Genomic DNA, 22,044 nt, shown 5'->3' with positions numbered 1-22,044 from the left:
GTCTACCGGCCGGCGATGTACCCGGGCGTGCGCGCTCAGGCGCCGGCGTTCTCGGGACCGACGAGTCTGGTCGACCGGATGCTCCGGATCGGCAGGGTGCGCTCGACGTCGGCCGCCCGGTCGCGCCCGCGGAGACGCCCGCCGCCGAGTCCGGTCACCTCCAGCAGCAGCTCCTTCGAGGAGCCGTCGGGCATCGCCACCTCGACGATGAGCACCGCGCGCTGGCGGACAGCGTGCTCCAGCTCGCGATCGAGCCAGGCGGCGTCCGCGTCCGGGCCCTGAGCCGCACGGAGGCGACGGATGAGCTCGTCGTAGCGTGCGACCGGATCCTGCGCGGGGTCCGCCGCGAGGGGCGGGACGCGGGAGGCGCGCTCATCGCGGCCGTCGGCGCCGATCAGCGCGGCGGGGTAGTGCTCGTCCGTGAGAGCCCAGAACACCGTCTCCCGGCTCACGCGGGTCGAGAGCGAGGCGCCGTCGCGCACCAGTCCGAGCGGACGAAGGGACTGATCCACCCCGAGGGCGTCGATCAGATGGGCGTCGGTGGATTCCACACGGGTGCGGCCCGTCATCGGATCCGAGACGATCCGCACCAGCCCGTGCCGCTGAGCGCCCTGCGCGATGAGGTAGCGCAGCGGCTGGGGGACCTCGGTCAGCGAGATCTCGTCGAGGAAGGAGAGGATCCCGTCCTCGGTCTCCCCGATCGCGAGGGCGGCGGCGATCGAGTCCGCCGTGAACCGATACGACGACGCCTGATTGGCGGACTCGCGCTCGGACATCGTGCGCAGACGCAGGTCGAGCGCGGGAAGGAGCGGGCCGGGGGCGATCGCGCTGAGGTCGTTCTGCAGGAAGACGCGGTCGACCTCGGCGGGAAGCAGTGCGCGGAGGCTGCCGAGGTCCGGTGCGCTGCCGTCGATCAACGGCGCCGCCCAGGGTGTCGGCTCTCCGTCGACGATCAGTCCGAGCAGCTCGGCCCGGCGCAGCCGCGCGCTCGCCGCATCCGGCCACGCAGGGTCCCAGGGATAGGCGCCCGCCCAGGTCGAGGGATCGGGCCAGCCGCCCCCGGGCCGTCGGAGCGCCGGTGGCAGCGCATCCTCGAAGCCGCGGGCGAGGCCCGCCCAGCGTTCGGCGCCGGGAAGGCGCAGCCATTCCTCACCGGCGACGGTGAGGCGCAGCGAGCGCTCGGCGGCACGGAGAAGACCGCCCTCGATGCCGATGGCGAGCAGATCGTCGATCAGCGCGGGATCCCCTGGCAGCCCGCGCTCGACCGCCCTGCGCTTCTCCGACGCTCCGACCGAGCCGCCGGCGAGCAGGCCGAGCGGCGTCTCCTGGGTGAGGAGGAGGAGATCGGCGAGGACCGCGACCGCGGTGAATGCGCGCTCCGCCGCGCGGGCGGTGCTCTGCTCGTCCGTCGCGCGGGATCCCTCGGCGGCAGCAGGCGGGGGATCCCCCGGGTCGGCCAGCCCGCCGACGACGGCGGCGACGCCGGGGTAGGGGAGTCCTGAGGGGGAGAGGAGGGCGAGGGCGATCAGGCCGGGGTCGGCCGAGTCGGTCGCTCCTCCGCCCCGCACCGCGAGGAACAGCGCGCGTGCCTCGTCGCGGGTGAGCCGGGGGATGAGGCGTCCGATCGATGCGGGTTCGAGCAGCGCCTCGGCGGCATCGAAGAAGTCCTCCCACCCGATGCCGGCGCGGACCTCGCGGCGGGAGAAGAGCGCGACGAGCTCGGCGTCCGCGCGTGCTGCCAGCGCCTCTGCGAGCGGGCGGGCGTGCGTGCTCATCAATTCGGCAGCGACGGCGTCAGGGACGCCGCGCGGCTCGACCTCTCCGCACGAAGCTCATCACGAGCAGCACGATGATCATGGCCAGCGCGAGCGGGAGTCCCCAGAGAGGGATCGCCGCGATCGCGGGCCAGACTCCGCCGCCGAAGTCGGACTGCTTCATCCCCACGGCTGTGCCGATGATGATCGAGAAGAAGCACAGCACGGACGCCGCAGCCAGGCCCAGGGCCGTGAAGGCCAGGAACCGGTCGATTGCGCGGACCGGGAGGTCGTCGGCGCGCGGCGGGGTGCTCATCCGTCTCAGCCTACTCGCTCGCCGACCGGTAGGCTGGAGGGGTGGATGCCGGTCATCCGCGCTCCGCTCGACCGGATCCGCCGATCCGGTCCCATCGATCAGTGAGGTTTCTCCCATGCCCACCGGCAAGGTCAGGTTCTACGACGACGAGAAGGGTTTCGGCTTCATCTCCGCGGATGACGGCCAGGACGTCTTCCTGCACGCCTCGGCCCTCCCCGCCGGCGCGACGGTCAAGGCCGGTGCCCGGGTGGAGTTCGGTGTGGCCGACGGCAAGCGCGGCCTGCAGGCCCTCTCGGTGCGCGTGCTGGAGGCGCCGCCGAGCCTGGCGAAGACCAAGCGCAAGTCGGCCGACGACATGGCCGTCATCGTCGAGGACCTGGTCAAGCTCCTCGACGGCATCGGGGGCGACCTCCGTCGCGGCCGATACCCCTCTTCCAGCCACGGACGCAAGATCGCGGCCGTCCTCCGCAAGGTCGCGGAGGACCTCGATGCCTGACGCCGACGAACGCCTCCTCGGAGCCAGGGATCTGGCGCTCGCCGCGCTCCACGAGATCACTCCGGCGGCGACCGTCGGCCCTGCTGCGGGCCACCAGGTTGAGGAGGACGGCTCCGTCTCCCTGCGCTTCGAGAACCGGCAGCCCGGATACCCGGGCTGGTACTGGACGGTGACCGTCGCCCGGGTCGATGACGACGAGCCGACCGTGCTGGAGGTCGAGCTGCTCCCCGGTGACGGAGCCCTGATCGCCCCGGACTGGGTGCCGTGGGCCGAGCGGCTCGCCGACTACCGCGCGCACCAGGCGGAGCTCGCCGCCGCGGCGGAGCCCGTCGACGCGGAGGATGAGGGCGACGTCGAATCGGACGAGGACCTCGACGCCCTGGACGACGACGACGCCGAATCCGACGCGGATGACGACGACGATCTCGACGACGACGACGACGACGATGACGATGACGATGACGATGACATCCTGCATGCCGGGGATCTGGACGGCGTCGACATCGACGAGCTCGACGAGTCCGCCGACGACGACTCGCACGCCGACAAGGCGTAGCGCCCCGCGCTGAGCGCCTCGTGGCCGGGGCGCTTCTCCGTTCGCGCTGTCATTCTCCGCACACGCTGCGCAGTTTCACGCAACGCGTCCGACAAACAGCAGCGCGAGCCGGGGCGACCCCAAAGGACGGGCAGCCCCGGAGAGGCAGCCCGCGGTGCGCGGGGCTCAGGCCCCGGAGTTCTCGAGAACGTAGTCGAGCGAGCGGATGAGCTGCCGGACGTCGTCGGGCTCGATCGACACGAAGGTCGCGATGCGCAGCTGGTTGCGGCCGAGCTTGCGGTACGGCTCCGTGTCCACGATCCCGTTCGCCCGCAGGATCCCCGCGACGGCGGCGGCATCGACCGACTCGTCGAAGTCGATCGTGACGACGACGGGGGAGCGGTCATCGGGGCTGGACACGAAGGGTGTCGCCACCGGCGACGCCTCGGCCCAGCGGTAGAGCTCCTGCGAGGACTCCGCGGTACGGGACGCGGCCCAGCCGAGTCCGCCGTTGCCGTTGATCCACTGCAGCTGGCTGTCCAGCAGATGCAGCGTCGCGAGGGCAGGTGTGTTCAGCGTCTGCTCCAGGCGGGAGTTGTCGACGGCGTTCTTCAGGCTGAGGAACTCGGGGATGTAGCGGCCGCTCGCCGCGATCCGCTCGATCCGCTCGATCGCCGCGGGCGAGACCGCCGCGAACCACAGGCCGCCGTCGGAGCCAAGGTTCTTCTGCGGCGCGAAGTAGTAGACGTCCGCCTCCGAGAGGTCGACGTCGATCCCGCCCGCGGCGCTGGTCGCGTCGATCACGGTCAGCGCCCCGTCGGCGGTGACCCGGCGGACGGGTGCGGCGACCCCCGTGGAGGTCTCGTTGTGCGGCCATGCGTACACGTCGACGCCCTCGACGGGCACGGCCGTGATGCGGGTCCCCGGCTCGGTGGTGCGCACGTCCGGCGCGCTCAGCCACGGCGCGGCGGCGGCCGCGGCGAACTTGCCGCCGAACTCGCCGAACACGAGGTTCTGGCTCCGCTGCTCGATGAGCCCGAAGGCCGCGGCGTCCCAGAAGGCCGTGGAGCCGCCGTTGCCGAGGATGATCTCGTAGCCTGCGGGGAGGCGGAAGAGGGAGGCGAGCTGCTCACGGACGCTCCGCACGAGGCCCTTCACCGGCGCCTGCCGGTGGGAGGTGCCGAGCAGATCGGTGGCCGCCGCCGCGAGCGCCGCGGCCTGGGCCGGGCGCACCTTGGAGGGACCGCAGCCGAAACGGCCGTCGACGGGCAGGAGCTCGCGGGGGATCTCGATCGCCATGACGTCGATTCTAGGGCGACGGCGCGGTCCGCCCCGACCGCGTGACGCGTGACGTCGAACGGGGAATCCCCGGCTCCCCCCGGAAGGTAGGCTTGCCTAAGAAGCCGCGACAAGGGGGATCGATGACCGATCTGATCGACACGACCGAGATGTATCTCCGCACCATCCTCGAACTCGAGGAGGAGAACATCGTCCCGCTGCGCGCGCGCATCTCCGAGCGCCTCGGCCACTCCGGCCCCACCGTGTCGCAGACCGTCGGGCGGATGGAGCGCGACGGACTCGTCGTCGTCTCGGAGGACCGGCGGCTCGAGCTCACGGACGGCGGACGACGCAAGGCCGTGGACGTCATGCGCAAGCACCGTCTCGCCGAGCGCCTGCTCTCGGACGTCATCGGACTCGACTGGGCCTATGTCCACGAGGAGGCCTGCCGGTGGGAGCACGTGATGAGCGAGCAGGTCGAGCGTCGTCTCGTCGAGCTCCTCGGGCACCCCACTGAGTCGCCGTACGGCAACCCCATCCCCGGACTCGACCACCTCGGTGGCGTGCCGGCGCGTACCTTCGATGAGGGGGTCGTCGGGCTGGTGGAGCAGCTGAACACGGTCGGCGGACCGATCGAGGGCACCGTGCGCCGTCTCGCCGAGCCCGCACAGGTCGATCCGGAGCTCCTCGAGCAGCTCCGCGGCGCCGGCGTCATGCCCGGCGCCCCTGGCCGGTTCCGTTTCAACGAGGGCTACGTCCTCATCGAGATGGACGATCAGACCGACGGGCTCGAGCTTCCCGTGGAGCTGGCCTCGCACATCTTCTTGGTCGCTTGACGTTCTTGGTCGCTTGACGCAGGTTTTCGGTCGGCTTGCGCGCATGCGCGCGGGTGTCCGGAGGATTGCCAGGTTGCCAGGGTGACAGAATCGTTATCTTCCGGTAACGTCGGTGAAGTCGTCGGCGAGAAGCCAGCTGACGATCGCCGTGACGGTTGCCTCACTGGTTCGTCGTCGTCGCGGAGAAAGACGCATGTGCACCCGAGTTCGCATGCCCGAAACGACTGTCGACGAGCTGGCGCCTGTGCGTCGAGGCGCTGGAGGACCAGCTTTGGCTGCAGAGATCGAAACGTCCGAGAACACACCTGAAGAGCGTCCCCTCGCCCGCTCCACCCGAAGCGGCGAGAAGGCGGCGAAGCGTCCCCGAAGCGTGGTCAAGCCGATCCGATCGATCGCGATCTTCGGTGCCGTGGGCGCTCTCGTGACCGCGATCGCGCTTCCGGCCTTCGCCGCGACCAACGGCGGCGGACAGCAGAGCGCGGCTCCCGCCACCATGCAGCAGATCGCCGCGGACAACTCCCAGTCCCTCGTCGTGGCCTCCGAGGCCACGACCGCGCCCGTCGCCCGTGACTCGTTCACCGCGACGACGCCGGAGGAGATCGAGAAGAAGAAGGCCGAGGAGGCCGCGGCCGCTCGCGCCGCAGCCCTCGCCGCCACGGCGGCCGCAGCCGCTGCGAACAGCAACAACAGCAGCGGCGGGAGCAGCGGATCGCTCTCCAACGTCGACCTCACCATGACGGCCCCGGGATCCGGCGAGGTCCGCTACCCGCTCGCCAACTTCACCAGCGGTGAGGGCCCCGGCTCCGGCCGCGGGCACCAGGGCTGGGACATGATCGCCCCCCAGGGCACCCCGATCTTCGCCGCCGCAGCCGGTGTCGTGACCGTCTCGCAGGAGAGCTACGGCGGGTACGGCGTCGCGGTCGAGATCGAGCACGTCGTCGGCGGCCAGTCCGTCATGACCCGCTACGGCCACATGGTCTACGGCAGCCGGGTCGTCGAGGCGGGGCAGACCGTCGCCGCGGGCCAGCTGATCGGTCAGGTCGGCAACACCGGCAACTCGTTCGGCGCCCACCTGCACTTCGAGGTGCACATCGGCGGCGGAATCGTCGACCCGGAGAGCTGGCTGGCGGCCAACGCCGGCTGAGCCGACATACCCCTGTTCATCTTCCGTTCGCCCCTGTGACAACGGGTATGGGTTAGCCTGAACCCGTTGTCGCAAGGGCGGAGGAAGCCGATGGACCGAATACCGGGGATCCGAACCACGGATGCGCTCGGTCGTCTGGTCCTTCTGCATCGCTCGCAGGACGTGCGCGGTCCATCCGCGCTCATAAGGCGCTGTCTCTGAGAGACAGCGCCTTTCGCGTTCCTGCGAACCCTTCACCTGCGCGTGGTCGAGAGGCCGGGAAGCCGTCCCGGCGTGATCGAAGGGAAAGCAGGATGCGCACTCTTGTGCTCAACGCCGGCTACGAGCCGCTCGCTATCGTGTCGTTCCGGCGCGCGCTCGTGCTGGTCATGAACGAGAAGGCCTCGATCGTGGAACGCGTCGAGGAGAGCCCCGTGTGGGCGGCGAACGGCAGATACGACCGGCCGGCCGTGATCATTCTGAGCCGCTACGTGCGAATGCCGCACACCCGACGGGTACCGGTCACCCGAAGAGGCGTCCTGCGTCGGGACGGGCACCGCTGCGGCTACTGCGGCAAGTCGGCCTCCACCATCGACCATGTCCTGCCGCGCTCCCGCGGGGGCGCCGCGTCCTGGGAGAACCTCGTCGCCTGCTGCCTGCGCTGCAACAACGTCAAGAGCGACCGGACGCCGCAGGAGATGGGCTGGGAGCTGCGCACGACGCCCCGGCCTCCGCACGGGTCCGCCTGGACGGTGCGGGGCACCGAGCGGAGCGATCCGCAGTGGGAACCGTATCTGGGACTGGCGGCGTAGCCGGAGGCGGGGCGGGGGAGCGGCTCGCCGGCCATTCGGGCGGCATCGCCGTGAGGAAGAGGGTTCGCCGGCCCTTCGGGCGGCATCGCCGTGAGGAGGATCTCGGGTTCGGGATTCGCTCCTCGAGCGAATCCCTTCGAGGCTCCGTGCGAGCCCCCGAATCCCCATCGCTTCTCGCCGTGTCGCTGCGCGCCACGCCGAGCCTCGGCGATGGGGCCCGCTGACGGAGGGGGCACGAGAGCGAAGAAGCCGCCCTTTGGGCGGCTTCTTCGCTCTCGTGCCCCCGACAGGATTCGAACCTGCGACCTGCCCTTTAGGAGAGGGCCGCTCTATCCGACTGAGCTACGAAGGCGTGCGGGACAAGTCTATGGGAGCGAATGAGCGGCATCCGCTCATTCGCTCCCAGGGTGATGATGGTGCTCAGTTGGCGGCGCGGTACGCCTCGACGACCGTTGCGGGAACGCGTCCGCGGTCGGAGACCGTGTAGCCGTTCTCCGCCGCCCACGCCCGGATGAGCGTGGTCTCGGGGTTGCGGGACGGACGCTTCGCGGCCGACGAGCCGCGGGTCGCCACGCGCCCGGGGGCGCGCTGTGCGCGGCGACCGGCGTCGGTGTAGGGGGCGAACGCCGCACGGAGATCGGCCGCGTGCTCCGCGGTCACGTCGATCTCATAGGCGACGCCGTCGAGGGAGAAGTGAACGGTCTCTCCTTCGCCGACTTCGAGAAGACTTCCGTCGATATCGTCGACGAGCTGATGAACAATTTTACGGGCCATTCCCCAAGAATAGGGCCAAGGAATCTCCGACGCAATGCGATGGTCATGATGCCCTGCCGATTCAAAGGACCTGGGTGCTGCGAGATCAATGAGATCAATGGGATCAATGGGCGGGCTCGATGAGCTTGAGGCCGACAATGCACCCGACCAGGCCGAGGATGAGAAGAATGCGCAGCCACGAGACCTCCGAATCGCCGGTGATCATCGCCCATGTGACGGTGAGTGAAGCGCCGATCCCGACCCAGATCGCATAGGCGGTTCCGGTCGGGATCTCCCGCATCGCCCAGCCGAGGCCGATCATCGATATGACGAGTCCCACGCCGAAGATGATGCTCGGCCAGAGTTTCGTGAACCCTTCGGACTTGCCGAGCGCGGTGGCCCATACGGCCTCGCAGATCCCGGACGCAATGAGAATGACCCATGCCATGACAGCTCCTGATGAGCCAGTCTTGTCGCTGTCCGGGTACTGGTCCGCCTCGTCCGGGGGGCGCATTCGCGTCGCCGGTCCCAAGGATAGCAAAGCGCGAAGGAACGGCTCCGCCGATCTGCTCAGGGGGTGCTCAGGGAAAGGAGATGATCAGGGAAGGAGTCCCGCACGTCGGGCTCTCGCGACGGCGGCGTGCCGGGTGGAGGCGTCCAGTTTCGCCATCGCCGTCCCCAGGTAGGCCTTGACCGTGGCCTCGCGCAGGCCGAGGGCCGCGGCGATCTCGGCGTTCGTCGAGCCGAGGGCAGCGCACGCGAGGACGTCCGTCTCCCGCGGCGAGAGGCGGATCGTCGGGACCGGGCCGGTGGCGGGCTGCGGCCCTTCCCCCGCGAGCGCGAGAAGTCGATGCTGGACGCCGTCGATCCGTTCGCGGATCGTGGTGTCCGTGACGGCCGCCGCGATGCTCCGGAGCTCGGCGAAGCTCTCGCGGAGCTCCTCGCGCTCGATTGCTCCGAGCGACGACGGCGGGCCGGCGGGGGCCGTGCCGCGCAGGCGCCGGCCGACCTCCTCCCGGATCCGCAGCTCGGAGGCCAGCGTCTCGGCCACCTGCACCGCAGGCGCGGTGGTGATCCCGCCGACCGGCGTCTCCTCCCAGGCGCCCGCGTAGAGGATGCCGCGTGAGCGCCCTCCGACGATCACGGGAACGGCAAGGAGGGTGCGAAGCCCCTCGCCCAGCACGAAGCCGTCGTAGTCGTGGGTGATGACCTGGGAGGCGCGGTAGTCGTGCGTCATCCGCGGACGGAGCTCGGTCATGGCCCTGCCGCCGAGCCCGCGGAGGGGCTGGACGCGCAGACCCTCCAGGCTCCTCGTCCGCGAGCCGATGATCGTGCTGACGTTGACGACGCCGTCCTCGAAGAGCCCGCCGAAGGCGACGGGGAAGCGGGTCCGCCTGGCGAGCTCCCGCACGGCATGCGCGAAGAGGTCTGACTCGCTTTCGGTGATCTCCGTGGCGCTCATCGACTACCAACTTCCGGGGGTGACCGAGGTGTCCCCGCCATACGTAGCGTCGAGGCTACACCACGGCGCGACGGAGCGCCGGGGCGAATCGACAATGTGGCAAGGAGGCCCCATGTCCGATACGACCGATGGCCGTCCCGTCGGGACAGTCGACTACATCGCCGTCCAGGAGTCCTCGGCATTCCGAAGGCTCCGCAAGGATCAACGCTCCTTCGTCTTCCCGCTCGCCGTCCTGTTCCTCGTCTGGTATTTCGGATACGTGCTGCTGGCCGCCTTCGCGCCGCAGTTCATGGCACAGCGCGTCTGGGGAGACATCACGATCGGACTGCTGCTCGGGCTCGGGCAGTTCGTGACGACGTTCGCGATCACGATGGGCTACGTCGCCTATGCGAACCGCCGGCTGGACCCTCAGGCCGAGGCCATCCGCGCGGAGCTCGAGCGGACGGAGGCCGGCGCATGAGCGTTCCCCTCGCCACCGGTCCCGCACTCGTGGAGAGCAACCCGGTCCTGAACATCTCGGTGTTCCTGGGCTTCGTCGCAGTGACGCTGTTCATCGTGATCAGGGCCAGCCGGAACAACAAGACCGCGGCCGACTACTACGCCGCGGGACGCTCGTTCACGGGTCCGCAGAACGGCTTCGCGATCGCGGGGGACTATCTGTCCGCCGCGTCCTTCCTCGGGATCTGCGGAGCGATCGCCGTGAACGGCTACGACGGCTTCCTCTACTCCATCGGCTTCCTCGTCGCGTGGCTGGTCGCCCTGCTGCTCGTCGCCGAGCTCATGCGCAACACCGGCAAGTTCACGATGGCGGATGTGCTCTCCTTCCGTCTCGCACAGCGTCCGGTGCGGATGGCGGCGGCGATCACGACGCTCGCGGTCTGCTTCTTCTATCTGCTCGCCCAGATGGCGGGAGCCGGGGGCCTCGTCTCCCTGCTGCTCGGCATCAGCGACAGGCTGGGCCAGTCGCTGATCATCGGCGTCGTGGGGGTCCTGATGATCGTCTATGTGCTGATCGGCGGGATGAAGGGGACCACCTGGGTGCAGATCGTCAAGGCGTTCCTCCTCATCGGCGGCGCGGTGGCGATGACCATCTGGGTCCTCGCGATCAACGGGTTCAACATCAACACCCTGCTGGAGAGCGCGGTCGCCGCCTCGATCTCGAACCCGCCGGACGGGATCCTCGGCCCCGGTCTCCAGTACGGCAAGAACCCCTGGGACTTCATCTCGCTCGGGCTCGCGCTGGTGCTCGGCACGGCGGGCCTGCCGCATGTGCTGATGCGGTTCTACACGGTGCCGACGGCCAAGGAGGCGCGGAGGTCGGTGGTCTGGGCGATCTGGCTCATCGGCATCTTCTACCTGCTCACGCTCGTGCTCGGGTACGGTGCGGGCGCCCTGGTCGGTCCGGAGACGATCAAGAACGCGCCGGGCGGGGTGAACTCGGCAGCGCCCCTGCTCGCCCTCTACCTCGGCGGGCCCGTGCTCATGGGATTCATCTCGGCGGTGGCCTTCGCGACGATTCTCGCCGTGGTCGCCGGCCTCACGATCACCGCCGCGGCGTCCTTCGCCCACGACATCTACGCGAATGTGATCAAGCGCGGCAAGAACGGCGACGTCGAGGTCGACTCTCAAGGGGAGGTGCGGGTGGCGCGGCGGACCGTGGTGGTCATCGGCGTGCTGGCGATCCTCGGCGGCATCGGCGCCCAGGGGCAGAACATCGCCTTCCTCGTCGCGCTGGCGTTCGCGGTCGCGGCGTCGGCGAATCTGCCGACGATCCTCTATTCGCTCTTCTGGAAGCGCTTCACCACCAGGGGAGCGGTCTGGAGCATGTACGGAGGGCTCACGGCGGCGATCGTCCTCATCATCCTGTCCCCGGTGTTCTCGGGAACGCCGACCTCGACCTTCCCGAACGTGGACTTCGCGATCTGGCCCCTGAACAACCCGGGCATCGTGTCGATCCCGCTGGGCTTCCTGCTCGGGTGGCTCGGCTCCCTCACCGATCGGAGACAGGAGGACCGCCGCCTCGCCGCGGAGATGGAGGTGCGCTCGCTCACGGGCTTCGGCGCCGAGAAGGCCGTCGACCACTAGCGTCGTGGTCGGCTGTGCGGGCTCCGGCGGCCTACTCGCCGGAGCCCGCACTCCTGGTGGGCCCGATGTCGCGGCCTCCGCGACCGGCCGGGCTCAGGCTCTTCCTGCGGCCGACTCCGCTTCCAGGTCGATCAGGAACCTCTTGTGCTCGGGGTGTGCGCCGTACTGACCGATGCTGCCGTCCGCGCGGACGACCCGGTGCACCGGGACGACGATCGAGAGCGGCGTGACGCGGCATGCGGTCCCCACGGCTCTAGCCGCGCCGGGCGAGCCTGCATGCACTGCGATCTCGCCATAGCTGGCCGTCTCTCCCCACGGGATCTCGCAGATGGCCTGGAGCGCGTCGCGCGTGAAGCCCTCGGCGAGCCGCCAGTCGAACCGGATCTCGTCGTCGAAGCGTACGGGCTCGCCCTCGAAGTAGGCGTCGAGCAGGCTGTGCAGCTCGTCGGCCGCTCCGGGCGCGAACTCCGGGATCGCCTGCAGCCGACGGGATACGTCCTCGAGCAGCCACGGCGTGGTCAGCTCGGCGGCGTCCGGGAGGTCGAAGGCCACGAGCCCCTCCTCGGAGAAGACGGCGAGCGTCTCGCCGAGGGGTGTGGGGATGAAGTCGTAGCGGAAGGTCATGGCCCTATCCTGTCGTCCTTCGGAGGTCGGGATCGTGAGGGGTGCCGGGGCGGGGGAGAAGAGGCGGAATCCCCGGTCTGTGGAGGAAAAGGGGCATGAATCCGGTGAAACTCGCACGACATGCAGGAATCGCACCGACGACACGCCTATCTTTGAGCTGTGTGGCGACGTGATGGCAAGACCGCGGAGGCGGCGAAGGCTGCGTCGGCGGCGCCCGACGACGTCAACGTCACCGAGCCCGGCACGCCGGTCCTCCACGCGGCCGCGGCGGAGCGGGCGAGGCTGCGCGCCGAGGCCGCGCAGCTGGGCGGTCCGTCCCCGCTGACGGCGTTCCATGATGTGCCCGAGGCCGGGATCGATATCTCCCGAGCCCATCCCGGCAGCCTTCCCCAGTTCATCACCGGGCGATCCACGCTCCTCTCCAACCTCTTCCGGGACGAGGTGGGCCTCCGATCCGCGCGGCTCGCCGCCGAGCGGATCACCGCCAAGAACATCGAGCTCCGCACCGTTCGCGGCATCGACGCCGTCCATCTCGCCGTCGGTCTCGCCAGCTGGCGGATCGGCGGGGTCTCCTATACGGCGCCCATGCTGCTGCGGCCGCTCGCGATCCGACGGCATCACACGGACTTCGAGCTCAAGCTGCACGGCGGCTTCTCGGTCAACCCTGAGCTGGTCCGCATCGCGCGCGACCATTTCGGGATATCGATCGACGCCACGGCGCTGGCGGCGCTCGCCTATGAGGGAGGGGTGTTCAAGCCGCAGCCCGCGATCGATCAGCTGCGCGCCGCCACCTCCTCCATCGACACCTTCTCCGTGCAGCCGCGCCTGGTCGTCTCGACCTTCGCCGACATCGGCGCGGCGATGGCGCGGGACGCGCATGATCTGGATCACGTGGTGCTGAACGCTCTCGCCGGTCACGTCGGCGACCGCGAGCAGGTCACGGCCCCGGGACCTGCGCCCGTGATCATCGGACCGGACGAGCGCGCACCCGCCTCGGACAACCTCCTCCTGGACGCCGACTCCGAGCAGGAGGCGGTGCTGGCCAGGATCGCCACCGGCCACTCGCTCGCCGTCGCCACCCTGCCGGGCACCGGCGGCACGCAGACCGTCATCAACGCGATCGGCGAGCTCGTCCGCGCGGGCAAGCGCGTCCTCGTGGTCTCCGCCCGTCGTTCGACTCTCGACGGCGTGCGCCATCGGCTGAGCGGCATCGGGCTCGACGGCTTCGCGGTGTCTCCGGCGACGGTGCGCAAGGATCTCGTCCGCGCGATCGGGCGGAACGAGAAGGCGAAGGCCCCCAAGCTCGCCGAGGTGGACGACGCCCTCGTGCGTCTGCGCACCGTGCTGCGCGACTACCGGGCCGCTCTCACCGCCGAGGACCCGGTGCTGAAGGCCTCGGTCCTGGACGCGACCCGCGTGCTCACCCGCCTCGCCTCTCTCCCGACGCCGCCGTCCACGACCGCGCGTCTCGACCGCGGAGGGCTGCAGCGCCTCGCAGGCGACCGCAGGAGGGCCGCGGAGGCGCTGTCGCTCGCGGCGAGGCTCGGGGAGTTCCGCTTCGGACCGGACGACTCGCCGTGGTACGGGGTGACGTTCTCCTCCTCCGAGGCCGCGCACGCCGCCCATGCGCTCGCCGATCGACTGCACCGCTCCACCGTGCCCCAGCTCCTCGAACGCGGCTATGAGCTGGTCGCCCAGACGCGGATGCGACCCTTCGCGACCATCGACGAGATGGGGGACTACCTGCGGCTGCTGCAGGGCATCCGCGACTCGCTCGACCGCTTCAGCCCCACCGTCTTCGAGCGTCCCCTGGGCGAGCTCATCAAGGCGCACGGGACCCGGCGCGATTCGGCCGCGATGACCAGTGCGAACCGACGCCGTCTGCGTCGCCTGGCGAAGGAGTACGTCCGCCCCGGTGCGCACCCCGGCGACATGCACGAGGCGCTCGTGCGGATCCAGGGGCAGCGCGATCAGTGGCAGCACTACGTCGACGCCGGAGTCGCCCCCGAGGTGCCGATCGGGCTCGCCGACGTCGCCGTCGCCTGGCAGCGGGTGAACGCGGAGCTCGCCGACCTCGACGCCGCCCTCGGACGGCGAGAGCCGCTGGCCACGCTCCCGGTGAACCGTCTCGTGCGCACGCTCGCCGGCCTCGCGGCGAAGTCCGACGTGTTCGACAACCTCGTCGAGCGGGCGCAGATCCGCGACGAGCTCGCCGAGCTGGGGCTTGAACCGCTGTTGGTCGACCTCTCCGTCCGGCACGTCTCCGAGGAGAGCGTCGGCGACGAGCTGGAGTTCGCCTGGTGGCAGTCGCTGCTGGAGCAGGCTCTGCAGCAGAACCGCTCGCTCCTGGGCGCCAACACGTCGGTCGTCGACCGTCTGGAACGCGACTTCCGTCTGGTCGACGAGGCGCATGCGGCCGCGTCAGGGCCGCTCCTGGCCTGGCAGATGGCCGGGCAGTGGCGGATCGGCATCGTGGACGAGGCGGAGGAGGTGCGCAACCTCCGGCACGGGCTCACCCAGGGCAGGGCGACGGCGGCGGAGCTCGCGACGGCCGCCCCCACGCTCGTCGGCACCCTTGCCCCGGTCTGGATCGCCTCGCCCTACCAGGTGCCAGACATCCCCGAGAGCGTCGCCTTCGACGCGGTCCTGCTGGTCGACGCCGCGGCGATCGACCTCGCCGAGGCTGCCCCGGCGATCCGCCGTGCGCGGCAGATCGTGGCCTTCGGCGATCCGGTGACGCAGAAGCCCACGCCGTTCACAGTCGCGATCGCCCCGGCGCCCGACCACGAGACCGAGACCGAGTTCGACCCCGTGTCGGTGTTCGAGCGCCTTGCGGAGCTCCTTCCGGTCGTGACCCTCACCCGCAGCTATCGGGCGGGCGGCGAGGACCTCGCCGAGCTCATCAACGACGCCTTCTACGGCGGAGAGATCGTCTCGCTGCCCTGGGCGGGCTCGTACCTCGGGCGGGGGAGCCTCGCCGTCGACTACGTGGAGGGCGGCATCGGCGCCCCCGACCCGGTCTCCGGCGCGGTGGAGAGCCCGGACGCCGAGGTGGCGCGCGTCGTGACCCTCGTCGTCGAGCACGCCGTGCACCGGCCCGCCGAGACGCTCATGGTCGTGACGGCGAGCCGCCGTCACGCCGAGCGGGTGGTCGCCGCGGTGACCACCGCCTTCGCCGGGCGGAGCGACGTCGCGGACTTCGTGGGACGCGACACCGCGGAGCCGTTCGCCGTGCTCACGCTCGAGGAGTCGGTCGCCGAGAGCCGGGATCGGGTGATCTTCTCGCTCGGCTTCGGTCTCACCAGGCACGGACGCGTCCTCAGCGACTTCGGCGACCTCTCGACTCCCGACGGCGAGCGACTGCTGACCGTCGGGATGACGCGTGCCCGCCGGTCCATGGTGATCGTGTCCTCGATCCGGCCCTCGTCCTTCGACGACGGACGCCTGGAGCACGGGGCGGCGACCCTGATGTCCATCCTCGGCGGGCTCGCCGCGCATCGCCGGGACGAGCGCCTGGAGGATCTTGCCGATCCTCTCACGCTGGCGCTGGCCCGTGAGCTGCGGCGGATGGGCGCATCGGTCGACGTGGACTATCGCGGTCTGCTGCCGCTGGTCGCACAGCACGCCGGCAAGGCCGTGGTCATCGAGTCCGATCCGGAGTCCCGCGGGGAGTCGCTGCGGGAGTCGCTGCGACTCCGCCCCCAGGTGCTGCGTCGCCTGGGCTGGCACTACATCCGGGTGCACGCCTTCGATCTGTACAGCGATCCGGCGACCGTGGCGCGACGGATCGGTGAGGTCCTCGGGATCACCGGCGATGCTCCGCGCGTGGACGGCGACACGCAGCCGCTGGACCTCGACGGCGGTGTCTGAGGCGTCGGGGCCCGTGCCCGAGGAGCCGCGCCAGCGGATCGTCCGGGTCGGAGGGGCACGGCGCGCCCGCCTGACGCCCGCGCCAGGAACGCACGCCGAGCCGGACGAGCGCGACCGCACGTCGGCGATGCCCGCGGTGCCCGACCCGTCCGCCGGGTTCGGCGGGTCCGAGGCATCCGACGCGTCTGGATCTGACGGGTCTGACGGGCCTACCGGGTCTGGCAGGTCTGCCGGATCCGAGTCCGGTGCCGCACGTCGCGTGGGCCCGAACGACGAGCGGCTGCGCCGCGAGGTCCCGCCGCACTACTGATCGTGCCTCGCCCTGCTCCCTGCCTTCCACCGCGAAACTGCAACTGCGCCTCGAGACTGCGTCATTTTCGCGCAGTCTCGAGACGCAGATGCAGTCTCGGCGATCCGGTGGGGGATCCCGTGGGAGCCGGGGCGGGCTACCTGGCCTGGTTCTTCTCGAGGAGGTCGCGGATCTGCAGCAGCAGCTCCTGCTCGCTGGGCAGCGTCTCGGCCGGGGCGGTGCCGGCCTTGGCCTCCTGGCGGGCCTTGAACGTGTTCATCGGCAGGACGAAGGCGAAGTAGACGACCGCGGCGACCGCGAGGAAGTTGATGACGGCGGCGATGATCGCCCCGAAGCCGAACTGCGCCGAGCCCACCGTGACGATGAGGGCCTTGTCGAGGTTCTGGCCCTGGAGGAGCATGCCGACGAGGGGATTGATGAGGTTCTGCACGACCACGGTGACGATCGCGGTGAAGGCCGCGCCGATGACGACCGCGACGGCCAGGTCGATGACGTTGCCGCGGAGGATGAACTCTTTGAAGCCCTTGAGCATGGCGTCTCCTATCGATCGGACCTCAGGACGAGGAGGCCGGAGTCGACGCGGGTGCCGGGGCGGTTCCTGTCGTCGAATCCGACTTCGATGATGCCGAATCCGACGTCGATCCGCCAGTACCGCCTCGCGAGTCGGTGCGATAGAAGCCCGATCCGTTGAAGGTCACCCCGATCGAGCCGTACTCCTTGCGGAGACGCCCCTGGCATTCGGGGCAGTCGGTGAGGGCGGCGTCGGAGAACGCCTGGACGGCGTCGAAACGGTGACCGCAGGTCGTGCAGACATAGGAATAGGTGGGCATGTGTCCTCGGGTCTTCGGTGAGGGGCGCGGATCAGCGTCGCGCGGGTGAGAGGTCGAGCGTGCGGGTGGGCGTGACGACCCCGGTCACGGGCTGGTCGTGCAGCTCCCGCGGCACGTCGTCGAGGACCTCGGAGTCGTACACCACCGCGTACACCGGCGGGCACTTCTCCATCGATCCGATCGTCTTGTCGAAGTACCCGCGTCCCCAGCCCAGCCGCATTCCGGTGAGGTCCACGGCGGCGGCGGGGATGATCATGAGGTCGACGTCGTTCACGGCGATCGGTCCGAGCACCTCGCCGGTCGGCTCGGGGAGGCCGTAGAGACCGACGCCGACGTCATCGGAGTCATCGGCCACCGCCCAGTCGAGCAGCCCGTCGGAGCGGGTGATCGGCAGGAGCACACGGATGCCTCGGGCGACGGCGGCGCGCACGAACGCCCAGGTTCCCGGCTCCGTGGTCGTGGACAGGAAGCAGGAGACCGAACGGGCGCCGAGGGAGGCGACGAGATCGTCGAGCTGGGCGGTGATCCCGGAGGCGGCTGCCTCGCGCTGGGCGTCGGAGAGCAGCTGCCGACGTTCGCGCAGCTCGGCGCGCAGCGCGCGCTTGGCATGGTCGACGTCGCGGGACATGGAACCGATTGTACGTCGGGGGCGCGGCTAAGCTGGTGCGATGGGGAAACCACGTATCAAGGCCGTCATTCCCGCCGCAGGGTTGGGGACACGGTTCCTGCCGGCGACGAAGGCGATGCCGAAGGAAATGCTTCCGGTCGTCGACAAGCCGGCCATCCAGTATGTCGTCGAGGAAGCCGTCGGCGCCGGGATCGATGACGTCCTGGTCATCATCGGCCGGAACAAGAACGCGATCTCGAACCACTTCGACTCCGTCCCGGAGCTTGAAGTGAAGCTGATGGAGAAGGGCGACGCGGACCGGCTCCAGCGCGTCATGAAGTCCAGCGAGCTGGGCGACATCCACTTCGTGCGTCAGGGCGAGCCCAAGGGGCTGGGGCATGCGGTGCTGCGGGCGCGCTCCCATGTCGGCGACAGCTCGTTCGCCGTCCTCCTAGGCGATGACCTCATCGATGAGCGCGATCCGCTGCTGACGACGATGATCGACAAGCACGTGGAGACCGGCGCGACCGTGATCGCCCTGATGGAGGTCGACCCCGACCACATCCACATGTACGGCGCGGCCGCGGTCGAGGCCACCGACACTCCGGACATCGTCCGCGTGACGGGGCTCGTGGAGAAGCCGGCCAAGGAGGACGCGCCCTCCAACCTCGCCGTGATCGGGCGCTACGTGCTCTCGCCCTCGGTGTTCGAGATCCTCGAGCGGACCGAGCCGGGCAAGGGCGGCGAGATCCAGCTCACGGACGCGCTTCAGGAGCAGGCGGCCGACGTCTCCGGGCCCGGCGTGTACGGCGTGGTCTTCCGTGGCCGTCGCTATGACACCGGAGATCGTCTGGACTACATCAAGGCGATCGTCCAGATCGCGACCGATCGTGAAGACCTCGGCCCCGATCTCCGCCCCTGGCTGAAGGACTTCGCGGACCGCCTCTGAGGTGGCATTGATGCCGATGGATCCGATCCTTGCGCGACGTCATGGGCCGGTGGAGATCCGGCTCGTGCGTCCGCGCGACGCGAGGGTGCTCCAGCACGAGCTCGTCACGAACCGTGGTTGGCTGGAGCGCTGGGAGGCGACCCTCCCCGGCGCCACGGTGGGTTTCGACATGCGCGCCGGCATCCGCCGGCTGCTTCAGCAGTATCGGGACGGCAGCGGCTATCCGTTCGTGATGGAGTACGGCGGCGAGGTCGCCGGTCAGCTCAACGTCTGGGGCGTGATGCGCGGGTCGCTGTGCTCGGCGACCATCGGGTACTGGGTGAGCGAGAGGTTCGCGGGGCACGGGATCACGCCGGCCTCGGTCGCGATGGTGACCGACCTGTGCTTCGCCGAGCTGGGGCTGCATCGGATCGAGATCTGCATCCGCCCGGAGAACCAGGCGAGCATCCGCGTCGTGCAGAAGCTGGGCTTCCGCTACGAGGGGCTGCGTCGCCGGTTCATCCACATCGACGGCGCATGGCGTGACCATCTGGCCTTCGCACTGGTCCAGGATGACGTGCCGGAGGGGGTCCTCGCCCGCTGGGTCGCCGGCCGGGTGCCCGTCGAGGTCTCCGCGATCCCGCCGGCGGATCTGCCGCCCGCGGGGAGCCGGGCGTAGCTCAGCCCCGGTCTTCGGCGACGGCGGCGACCTCCGCCACGGGCTCTCCGGGAGGGCGCCGGATCCCGATCCAGGACACGACTCCGCCGACCACGAGGAGCACGGCGGTCACGCGTGCCGCATCGTGGAAGCCGTTCAGGTCGAGCGAGCCGCCCACAATCGTGGACAGCATCGCCACCACCAGGAGCCCGGCGACACGCGACACGGCATTGTTCACCGCGGAGGCGATGCCCGATCGGCGTTCGTCGATCGAGCCGAGGATCGCGGAGGTGAGGGGCGCGACGGTGAGGGACAGGCCGAGACCCATCACGATCATCGCCGGCAGCACCTGCCACCAGTAGTCGAACTCCGTCGAGACGGCCAGCAGCATCAGCGCGCCTGCGGCCATGATCAGCGGTCCCACCGTCATGAAGATCCGGGGGCCGAGACGCCCTGCCCATGCACCGGCGCGCGAGCTGATCAGGATCATCAGGATCGTCATCGGAAGGCTGGCCAGGCCCGCGGCGGTCGCCGCCAGTCCCGCGCCCTGCTGCAGGTACACGCCGACCACGAAGCCGTTGAGGGAGAGGGCGGCGTACACGAACAGGGTTGCCAGGTTCCCCCAGCCGAAGTTGCGGACCCGGAACAGGGAGAGCGGCATGAGCGGCGCCTCGGAGCGCTGCCGGACCAGGAACAGCGCGAGCAGCGCCGCCCCCACGATCCCTGGGATCCAGATGCCGGGCGAGGCCCACCCGAGGTTCGGCTGCTCGATGAGGGCGAAGACCACGCCGCCGAGGCCGAGCGCGCACAGGATCCCGCTCCACCAGTCCACGCGGATGCCGCTCGGATGCTCGGGAAGCCGGAGGCGCGACAGGAGGACGAGGGTGACGCCGATCGGGATGACGTTGATGAGGAAGACGTAGCGCCAGGACAGGTAGTCGACGAAGAGCCCGCCGAGAAGGGGACCGGCCAACTGCGCGGCGGTGGTGAACGCCGTCCACACCCCGATCGCCCTGGACTGCACCTCGCCGCGTATCGCGGTGGTGATGAGGGCCAGCGAGCTGGGCACCAGCAGGGCCCCCGCCGCGCCCTGGGCGGCGCGGGCGATGATCAGGACGAGCGGGTCGGGGGCGGCGGCGACCGCGACCGAGGCGACGCCGAACGCGATCAGGCCGATCCGCATGACCAGCACGCGGCCGTAGGCGTCCGACACGGACCCGGCGAGCAGGATGAGCGCGCTGAGGGTGATGAGATATGCGTCCACGACCCACTGCTGGGTGGTGATCCCTCCGCCCAGCTCCCGGCTGATCGCGGGCAGCGCGACGGTGACCACCGTGCCGTCGAGGAACGTCACGAAGGAGGCCAGGACGGCGATGGCGATGGCGAGCCGTTGCAATGGGGTGAACGCGGTCACGAGCCGACACTACCGCCGCCCGCCGACACCGGGGCGGGAGCGGATGAAGTGCGGTTGGGGCCCCGGGGTGGGGTGGATGCCTCGGGGGTGGGGCTTCAGGTGGTCGGCCCGATGCAGCCTCGTCGGATGGTTTGGGCTGATCGGGCCGACACCGGTGCATCGGGCCGACGTGAATGGTCGGCGCGCGCGGGTTGCGCGCGTGTCGGCGGGGGAGAGGCGGAGCCGTCGCCTACCGTGGAGGACATGGACGGGCCGGTGCTGAGTGGGGGCGTGATCGCGCTCGTCGCCGCGCTCCTCTGGCTCCTGTATTTCCTGCCTTCCTGGCGCGGTCGTCATCAGTACGAGGCCGCTGAGCGCAACGCCGTTCGGCTGAATCGCGCGCTTCGCGTGCTCGCCGAGACGAGCGAGACGCCCGAGGAGGTGCGGCTGGAGCTCACCGCCCGCACGGCCCACGCGCAGCAGCGCCTCGCCAGGCGCGTCCAGTCGGAGCGCGAGTCGGCGGAGCTCGAGCGTCTGCGCGATGAGCTGGCGGCCACGCGTGCCGATCCGGCCTATCGGCGGGCCCGTGCGCGCCGCCGGACCAGGCTCGTGGCCACGGTGTTCCTGATCGCAGGGCTCGCGGCCCTCGGCCTCGGCGCATGGCAGCTCATCGCGACGCAGGCCTCCGTGCTGCTGTGGGCGGGTGCTGCCGTCTCTCTCGTCTCTCTCGTGGTCCTACAGCGGATGGCGTCGGTCGCTCATCGCGCCGCCCGACGCGCCGTCGTCGCGGACTCTGCGGCCACCCCGGTCCGCGCCCAGACCGCCGCACCGGAGCTGCATGACCAGGGTCCGCGCGAGTGGACGCCGCGGAGCCTCCCGCAGCCGATGGTGTCCGTCGCCGGCAGCCGTGCGCACGCCGCGCAGGCGACGATCGATGCGCAGGAGCGTGCCAGGGAGGCCGCCCGCCTCGCGGAGCTCCAGCGCCGCGCCGAGCTCCTCGCGCCCCCGGCCACCGCCCCCGCGGAGATCTCGGAGGCCGCCTCCGCGAAGGCAGCGACCGTCGAGTCGCCGTACGCGCGGATGGGCTACGTCGACGACGCGGAGATCGAGGCCCACGTGCGACGGCTGCTCACGCAGCGCGCCGCCGGATGACTCCGATGGCGAAGAGCGCCCGTCCGAACGTGGTAACGTAGTTGAGTCCACGGGCCCATGGCGCAGTTGGTAGCGCGCTTCGTTCGCAATGAAGAGGTCGGGGGTTCGAATCCCCCTGGGTCCACCGTGTGTGTTGAGTCGCGGCATAGATGACATCTGAGTCGCGGCATAGATGACAAGTTATGAGAAAGAGCCCGGCCATCGGCCGGGCTCTTTCTCGTT

At 70.2% G+C, this 22,044-nt stretch carries 22 protein-coding genes, 2 tRNA genes and 1 riboswitch; of the genes, 12 read left to right on the top strand and 12 right to left on the bottom strand.

The features are described 5' to 3' along the window. Positions 1-35 precede the first annotated feature (35 nt). Both J2Y69_RS17540 and J2Y69_RS17535 read right to left on the bottom strand, forming a co-directional pair. Positions 36-1,775: a helicase-associated domain-containing protein gene (locus tag J2Y69_RS17540; protein ID WP_310023181.1), complete on the bottom strand. Its 1,740-nt coding sequence runs from the start codon at positions 1,773-1,775 to the stop codon at positions 36-38. Positions 1,776-1,794: 19 nt separating this feature from the next. Next, complete coding sequence (locus tag J2Y69_RS17535) at positions 1,795-2,070, bottom strand: multidrug ABC transporter ATPase (protein ID WP_310023179.1); 276 nt, start codon at positions 2,068-2,070, stop codon at positions 1,795-1,797. Positions 2,071-2,185: 115 nt separating this feature from the next. On the opposite strand from J2Y69_RS17535, the gene J2Y69_RS17530 reads away from it, so the two are divergent. Together J2Y69_RS17530 and J2Y69_RS17525 are read left to right on the top strand one after the other, a co-directional pair. Further along, positions 2,186-2,566 carry a cold-shock protein gene (locus tag J2Y69_RS17530; protein ID WP_310023177.1) on the top strand — a complete coding sequence of 127 codons (381 nt, stop codon included), beginning with the start codon at positions 2,186-2,188 and terminating at the stop codon, positions 2,564-2,566. Then, on the top strand, positions 2,559-3,122 hold the full coding sequence (locus tag J2Y69_RS17525; RefSeq protein WP_310023175.1) for a DUF3027 domain-containing protein: 564 nt from the start codon (positions 2,559-2,561) through the stop codon (positions 3,120-3,122). The genes J2Y69_RS17530 and J2Y69_RS17525 overlap by 8 nt, the downstream gene beginning before the upstream one ends. A gap of 165 nt (positions 3,123-3,287) precedes the next feature. Here the strand turns inward: J2Y69_RS17525 and serC are convergent, their stop codons facing one another. Next, positions 3,288-4,400 carry a phosphoserine transaminase gene (serC, locus tag J2Y69_RS17520; RefSeq protein ID WP_310023173.1) on the bottom strand — a complete coding sequence of 371 codons (1,113 nt, stop codon included), beginning with the start codon at positions 4,398-4,400 and terminating at the stop codon, positions 3,288-3,290. 122 nt (positions 4,401-4,522) lie between these two features. On the opposite strand from serC, the gene J2Y69_RS17515 reads away from it, so the two are divergent. The 3 genes from J2Y69_RS17515 (at position 4,523) to J2Y69_RS17505 (ending at position 7,150) form a co-directional block, all read left to right on the top strand. Next, positions 4,523-5,215 carry a metal-dependent transcriptional regulator gene (locus tag J2Y69_RS17515; RefSeq protein WP_310023171.1) on the top strand — a complete coding sequence of 231 codons (693 nt, stop codon included), beginning with the start codon at positions 4,523-4,525 and terminating at the stop codon, positions 5,213-5,215. A 370-nt stretch (positions 5,216-5,585) separates the two neighbouring features. Continuing rightward, positions 5,586-6,359, top strand: coding sequence for a M23 family metallopeptidase (locus J2Y69_RS17510; protein WP_310023169.1), 774 nt, complete (start codon positions 5,586-5,588; stop codon positions 6,357-6,359). A gap of 293 nt (positions 6,360-6,652) precedes the next feature. Then, complete coding sequence (locus J2Y69_RS17505) at positions 6,653-7,150, top strand: HNH endonuclease (RefSeq protein ID WP_310023167.1); 498 nt, start codon at positions 6,653-6,655, stop codon at positions 7,148-7,150. Between the two features lie 278 nt (positions 7,151-7,428). On the opposite strand, the gene J2Y69_RS17500 is transcribed toward J2Y69_RS17505, so the two are convergent. The 4 genes from J2Y69_RS17500 to J2Y69_RS17485 form a co-directional block, all read right to left on the bottom strand. Then, positions 7,429-7,502 (bottom strand) — tRNA-Arg (locus J2Y69_RS17500). A 68-nt stretch (positions 7,503-7,570) separates the two neighbouring features. Beyond that, positions 7,571-7,924, bottom strand: a complete 354-nt coding sequence (locus J2Y69_RS17495) for a histone-like nucleoid-structuring protein Lsr2 (RefSeq protein ID WP_310023165.1) — start codon at positions 7,922-7,924, stop codon at positions 7,571-7,573. Positions 7,925-8,027: 103 nt separating this feature from the next. Beyond that, positions 8,028-8,351 carry a DMT family transporter gene (locus tag J2Y69_RS17490; RefSeq protein WP_310023162.1) on the bottom strand — a complete coding sequence of 108 codons (324 nt, stop codon included), beginning with the start codon at positions 8,349-8,351 and terminating at the stop codon, positions 8,028-8,030. Between the two features lie 11 nt (positions 8,352-8,362). Then, a riboswitch (guanidine-III (ykkC-III) riboswitch) is annotated at positions 8,363-8,429 on the bottom strand. A 72-nt stretch (positions 8,430-8,501) separates the two neighbouring features. Further along, positions 8,502-9,365 carry a LuxR C-terminal-related transcriptional regulator gene (locus tag J2Y69_RS17485; protein ID WP_310023160.1) on the bottom strand — a complete coding sequence of 288 codons (864 nt, stop codon included), beginning with the start codon at positions 9,363-9,365 and terminating at the stop codon, positions 8,502-8,504. A 112-nt stretch (positions 9,366-9,477) separates the two neighbouring features. Between J2Y69_RS17485 and J2Y69_RS17480 the strand changes: the two genes are divergently transcribed. Together J2Y69_RS17480 and J2Y69_RS17475 are read left to right on the top strand one after the other, a co-directional pair. Continuing rightward, the gene (locus J2Y69_RS17480) at positions 9,478-9,825 is read left to right on the top strand and encodes a DUF485 domain-containing protein (RefSeq protein ID WP_310023158.1); all 348 of its coding nucleotides are present in this window, start codon (positions 9,478-9,480) and stop codon (positions 9,823-9,825) included. After that, the gene (locus tag J2Y69_RS17475) at positions 9,822-11,450 is read left to right on the top strand and encodes a solute symporter family protein (protein ID WP_310023156.1); all 1,629 of its coding nucleotides are present in this window, start codon (positions 9,822-9,824) and stop codon (positions 11,448-11,450) included. Before J2Y69_RS17480 ends, J2Y69_RS17475 begins: the two co-directional genes overlap by 4 nt. 93 nt (positions 11,451-11,543) lie before the next feature. On the opposite strand, the gene J2Y69_RS17470 is transcribed toward J2Y69_RS17475, so the two are convergent. Further along, the gene (locus J2Y69_RS17470) at positions 11,544-12,074 is read right to left on the bottom strand and encodes a methylated-DNA--[protein]-cysteine S-methyltransferase (protein ID WP_310023154.1); all 531 of its coding nucleotides are present in this window, start codon (positions 12,072-12,074) and stop codon (positions 11,544-11,546) included. Between the two features lie 159 nt (positions 12,075-12,233). Between J2Y69_RS17470 and J2Y69_RS17465 the strand changes: the two genes are divergently transcribed. Further along, a complete protein-coding gene (locus J2Y69_RS17465) occupies positions 12,234-15,944 on the top strand; it encodes an AAA family ATPase (RefSeq protein WP_310023151.1) in 3,711 nt (1,236 codons plus the stop codon). A gap of 446 nt (positions 15,945-16,390) precedes the next feature. Here J2Y69_RS17465 and mscL read toward each other — a convergent pair whose 3' ends face one another. From mscL to J2Y69_RS17450, 3 genes are read right to left on the bottom strand one after another with little or no spacing between them, the layout of a single operon-like run. Then, positions 16,391-16,786 (bottom strand): large conductance mechanosensitive channel protein MscL, encoded by a 396-nt coding sequence (gene mscL / locus J2Y69_RS17460; RefSeq protein WP_310023149.1) that lies wholly within the window; start codon positions 16,784-16,786, stop codon positions 16,391-16,393. A gap of 22 nt (positions 16,787-16,808) precedes the next feature. Next, positions 16,809-17,084: an FmdB family zinc ribbon protein gene (locus J2Y69_RS17455; RefSeq protein ID WP_310023148.1), complete on the bottom strand. Its 276-nt coding sequence runs from the start codon at positions 17,082-17,084 to the stop codon at positions 16,809-16,811. Between the two features lie 31 nt (positions 17,085-17,115). Next, positions 17,116-17,712, bottom strand: a complete 597-nt coding sequence (locus tag J2Y69_RS17450) for a 5-formyltetrahydrofolate cyclo-ligase (RefSeq protein ID WP_310023146.1) — start codon at positions 17,710-17,712, stop codon at positions 17,116-17,118. A gap of 40 nt (positions 17,713-17,752) precedes the next feature. Between J2Y69_RS17450 and galU the strand changes: the two genes are divergently transcribed. Further along, positions 17,753-18,640 carry a UTP--glucose-1-phosphate uridylyltransferase GalU gene (galU, locus tag J2Y69_RS17445; protein WP_310023144.1) on the top strand — a complete coding sequence of 296 codons (888 nt, stop codon included), beginning with the start codon at positions 17,753-17,755 and terminating at the stop codon, positions 18,638-18,640. A 16-nt stretch (positions 18,641-18,656) separates the two neighbouring features. Continuing rightward, positions 18,657-19,298 carry a GNAT family N-acetyltransferase gene (locus tag J2Y69_RS17440; protein ID WP_310023258.1) on the top strand — a complete coding sequence of 214 codons (642 nt, stop codon included), beginning with the start codon at positions 18,657-18,659 and terminating at the stop codon, positions 19,296-19,298. A 1-nt stretch (position 19,299) separates the two neighbouring features. On the opposite strand, the gene J2Y69_RS17435 is transcribed toward J2Y69_RS17440, so the two are convergent. Beyond that, positions 19,300-20,691, bottom strand: coding sequence for an MFS transporter (locus J2Y69_RS17435; RefSeq protein ID WP_310023142.1), 1,392 nt, complete (start codon positions 20,689-20,691; stop codon positions 19,300-19,302). Positions 20,692-20,817: 126 nt separating this feature from the next. Between J2Y69_RS17435 and J2Y69_RS17430 the strand changes: the two genes are divergently transcribed. Both J2Y69_RS17430 and J2Y69_RS17425 read left to right on the top strand, forming a co-directional pair. After that, a complete protein-coding gene (locus J2Y69_RS17430; protein ID WP_310023140.1) occupies positions 20,818-21,822 on the top strand; it encodes a hypothetical protein in 1,005 nt (334 codons plus the stop codon). Positions 21,823-21,873: 51 nt separating this feature from the next. Continuing rightward, a tRNA-Ala gene (locus J2Y69_RS17425) sits at positions 21,874-21,946 on the top strand. Positions 21,947-22,044 lie beyond the last annotated feature (98 nt).

Origin of the sequence: Microbacterium resistens, assembly GCF_031456305.1 — a bacterium.
Taxonomy (GTDB): domain Bacteria; phylum Actinomycetota; class Actinomycetes; order Actinomycetales; family Microbacteriaceae; genus Microbacterium; species Microbacterium resistens_A.
Note: the sequence above shows the minus strand (reverse complement) of the source record. Positions and strands in the feature narration are given on the sequence as shown.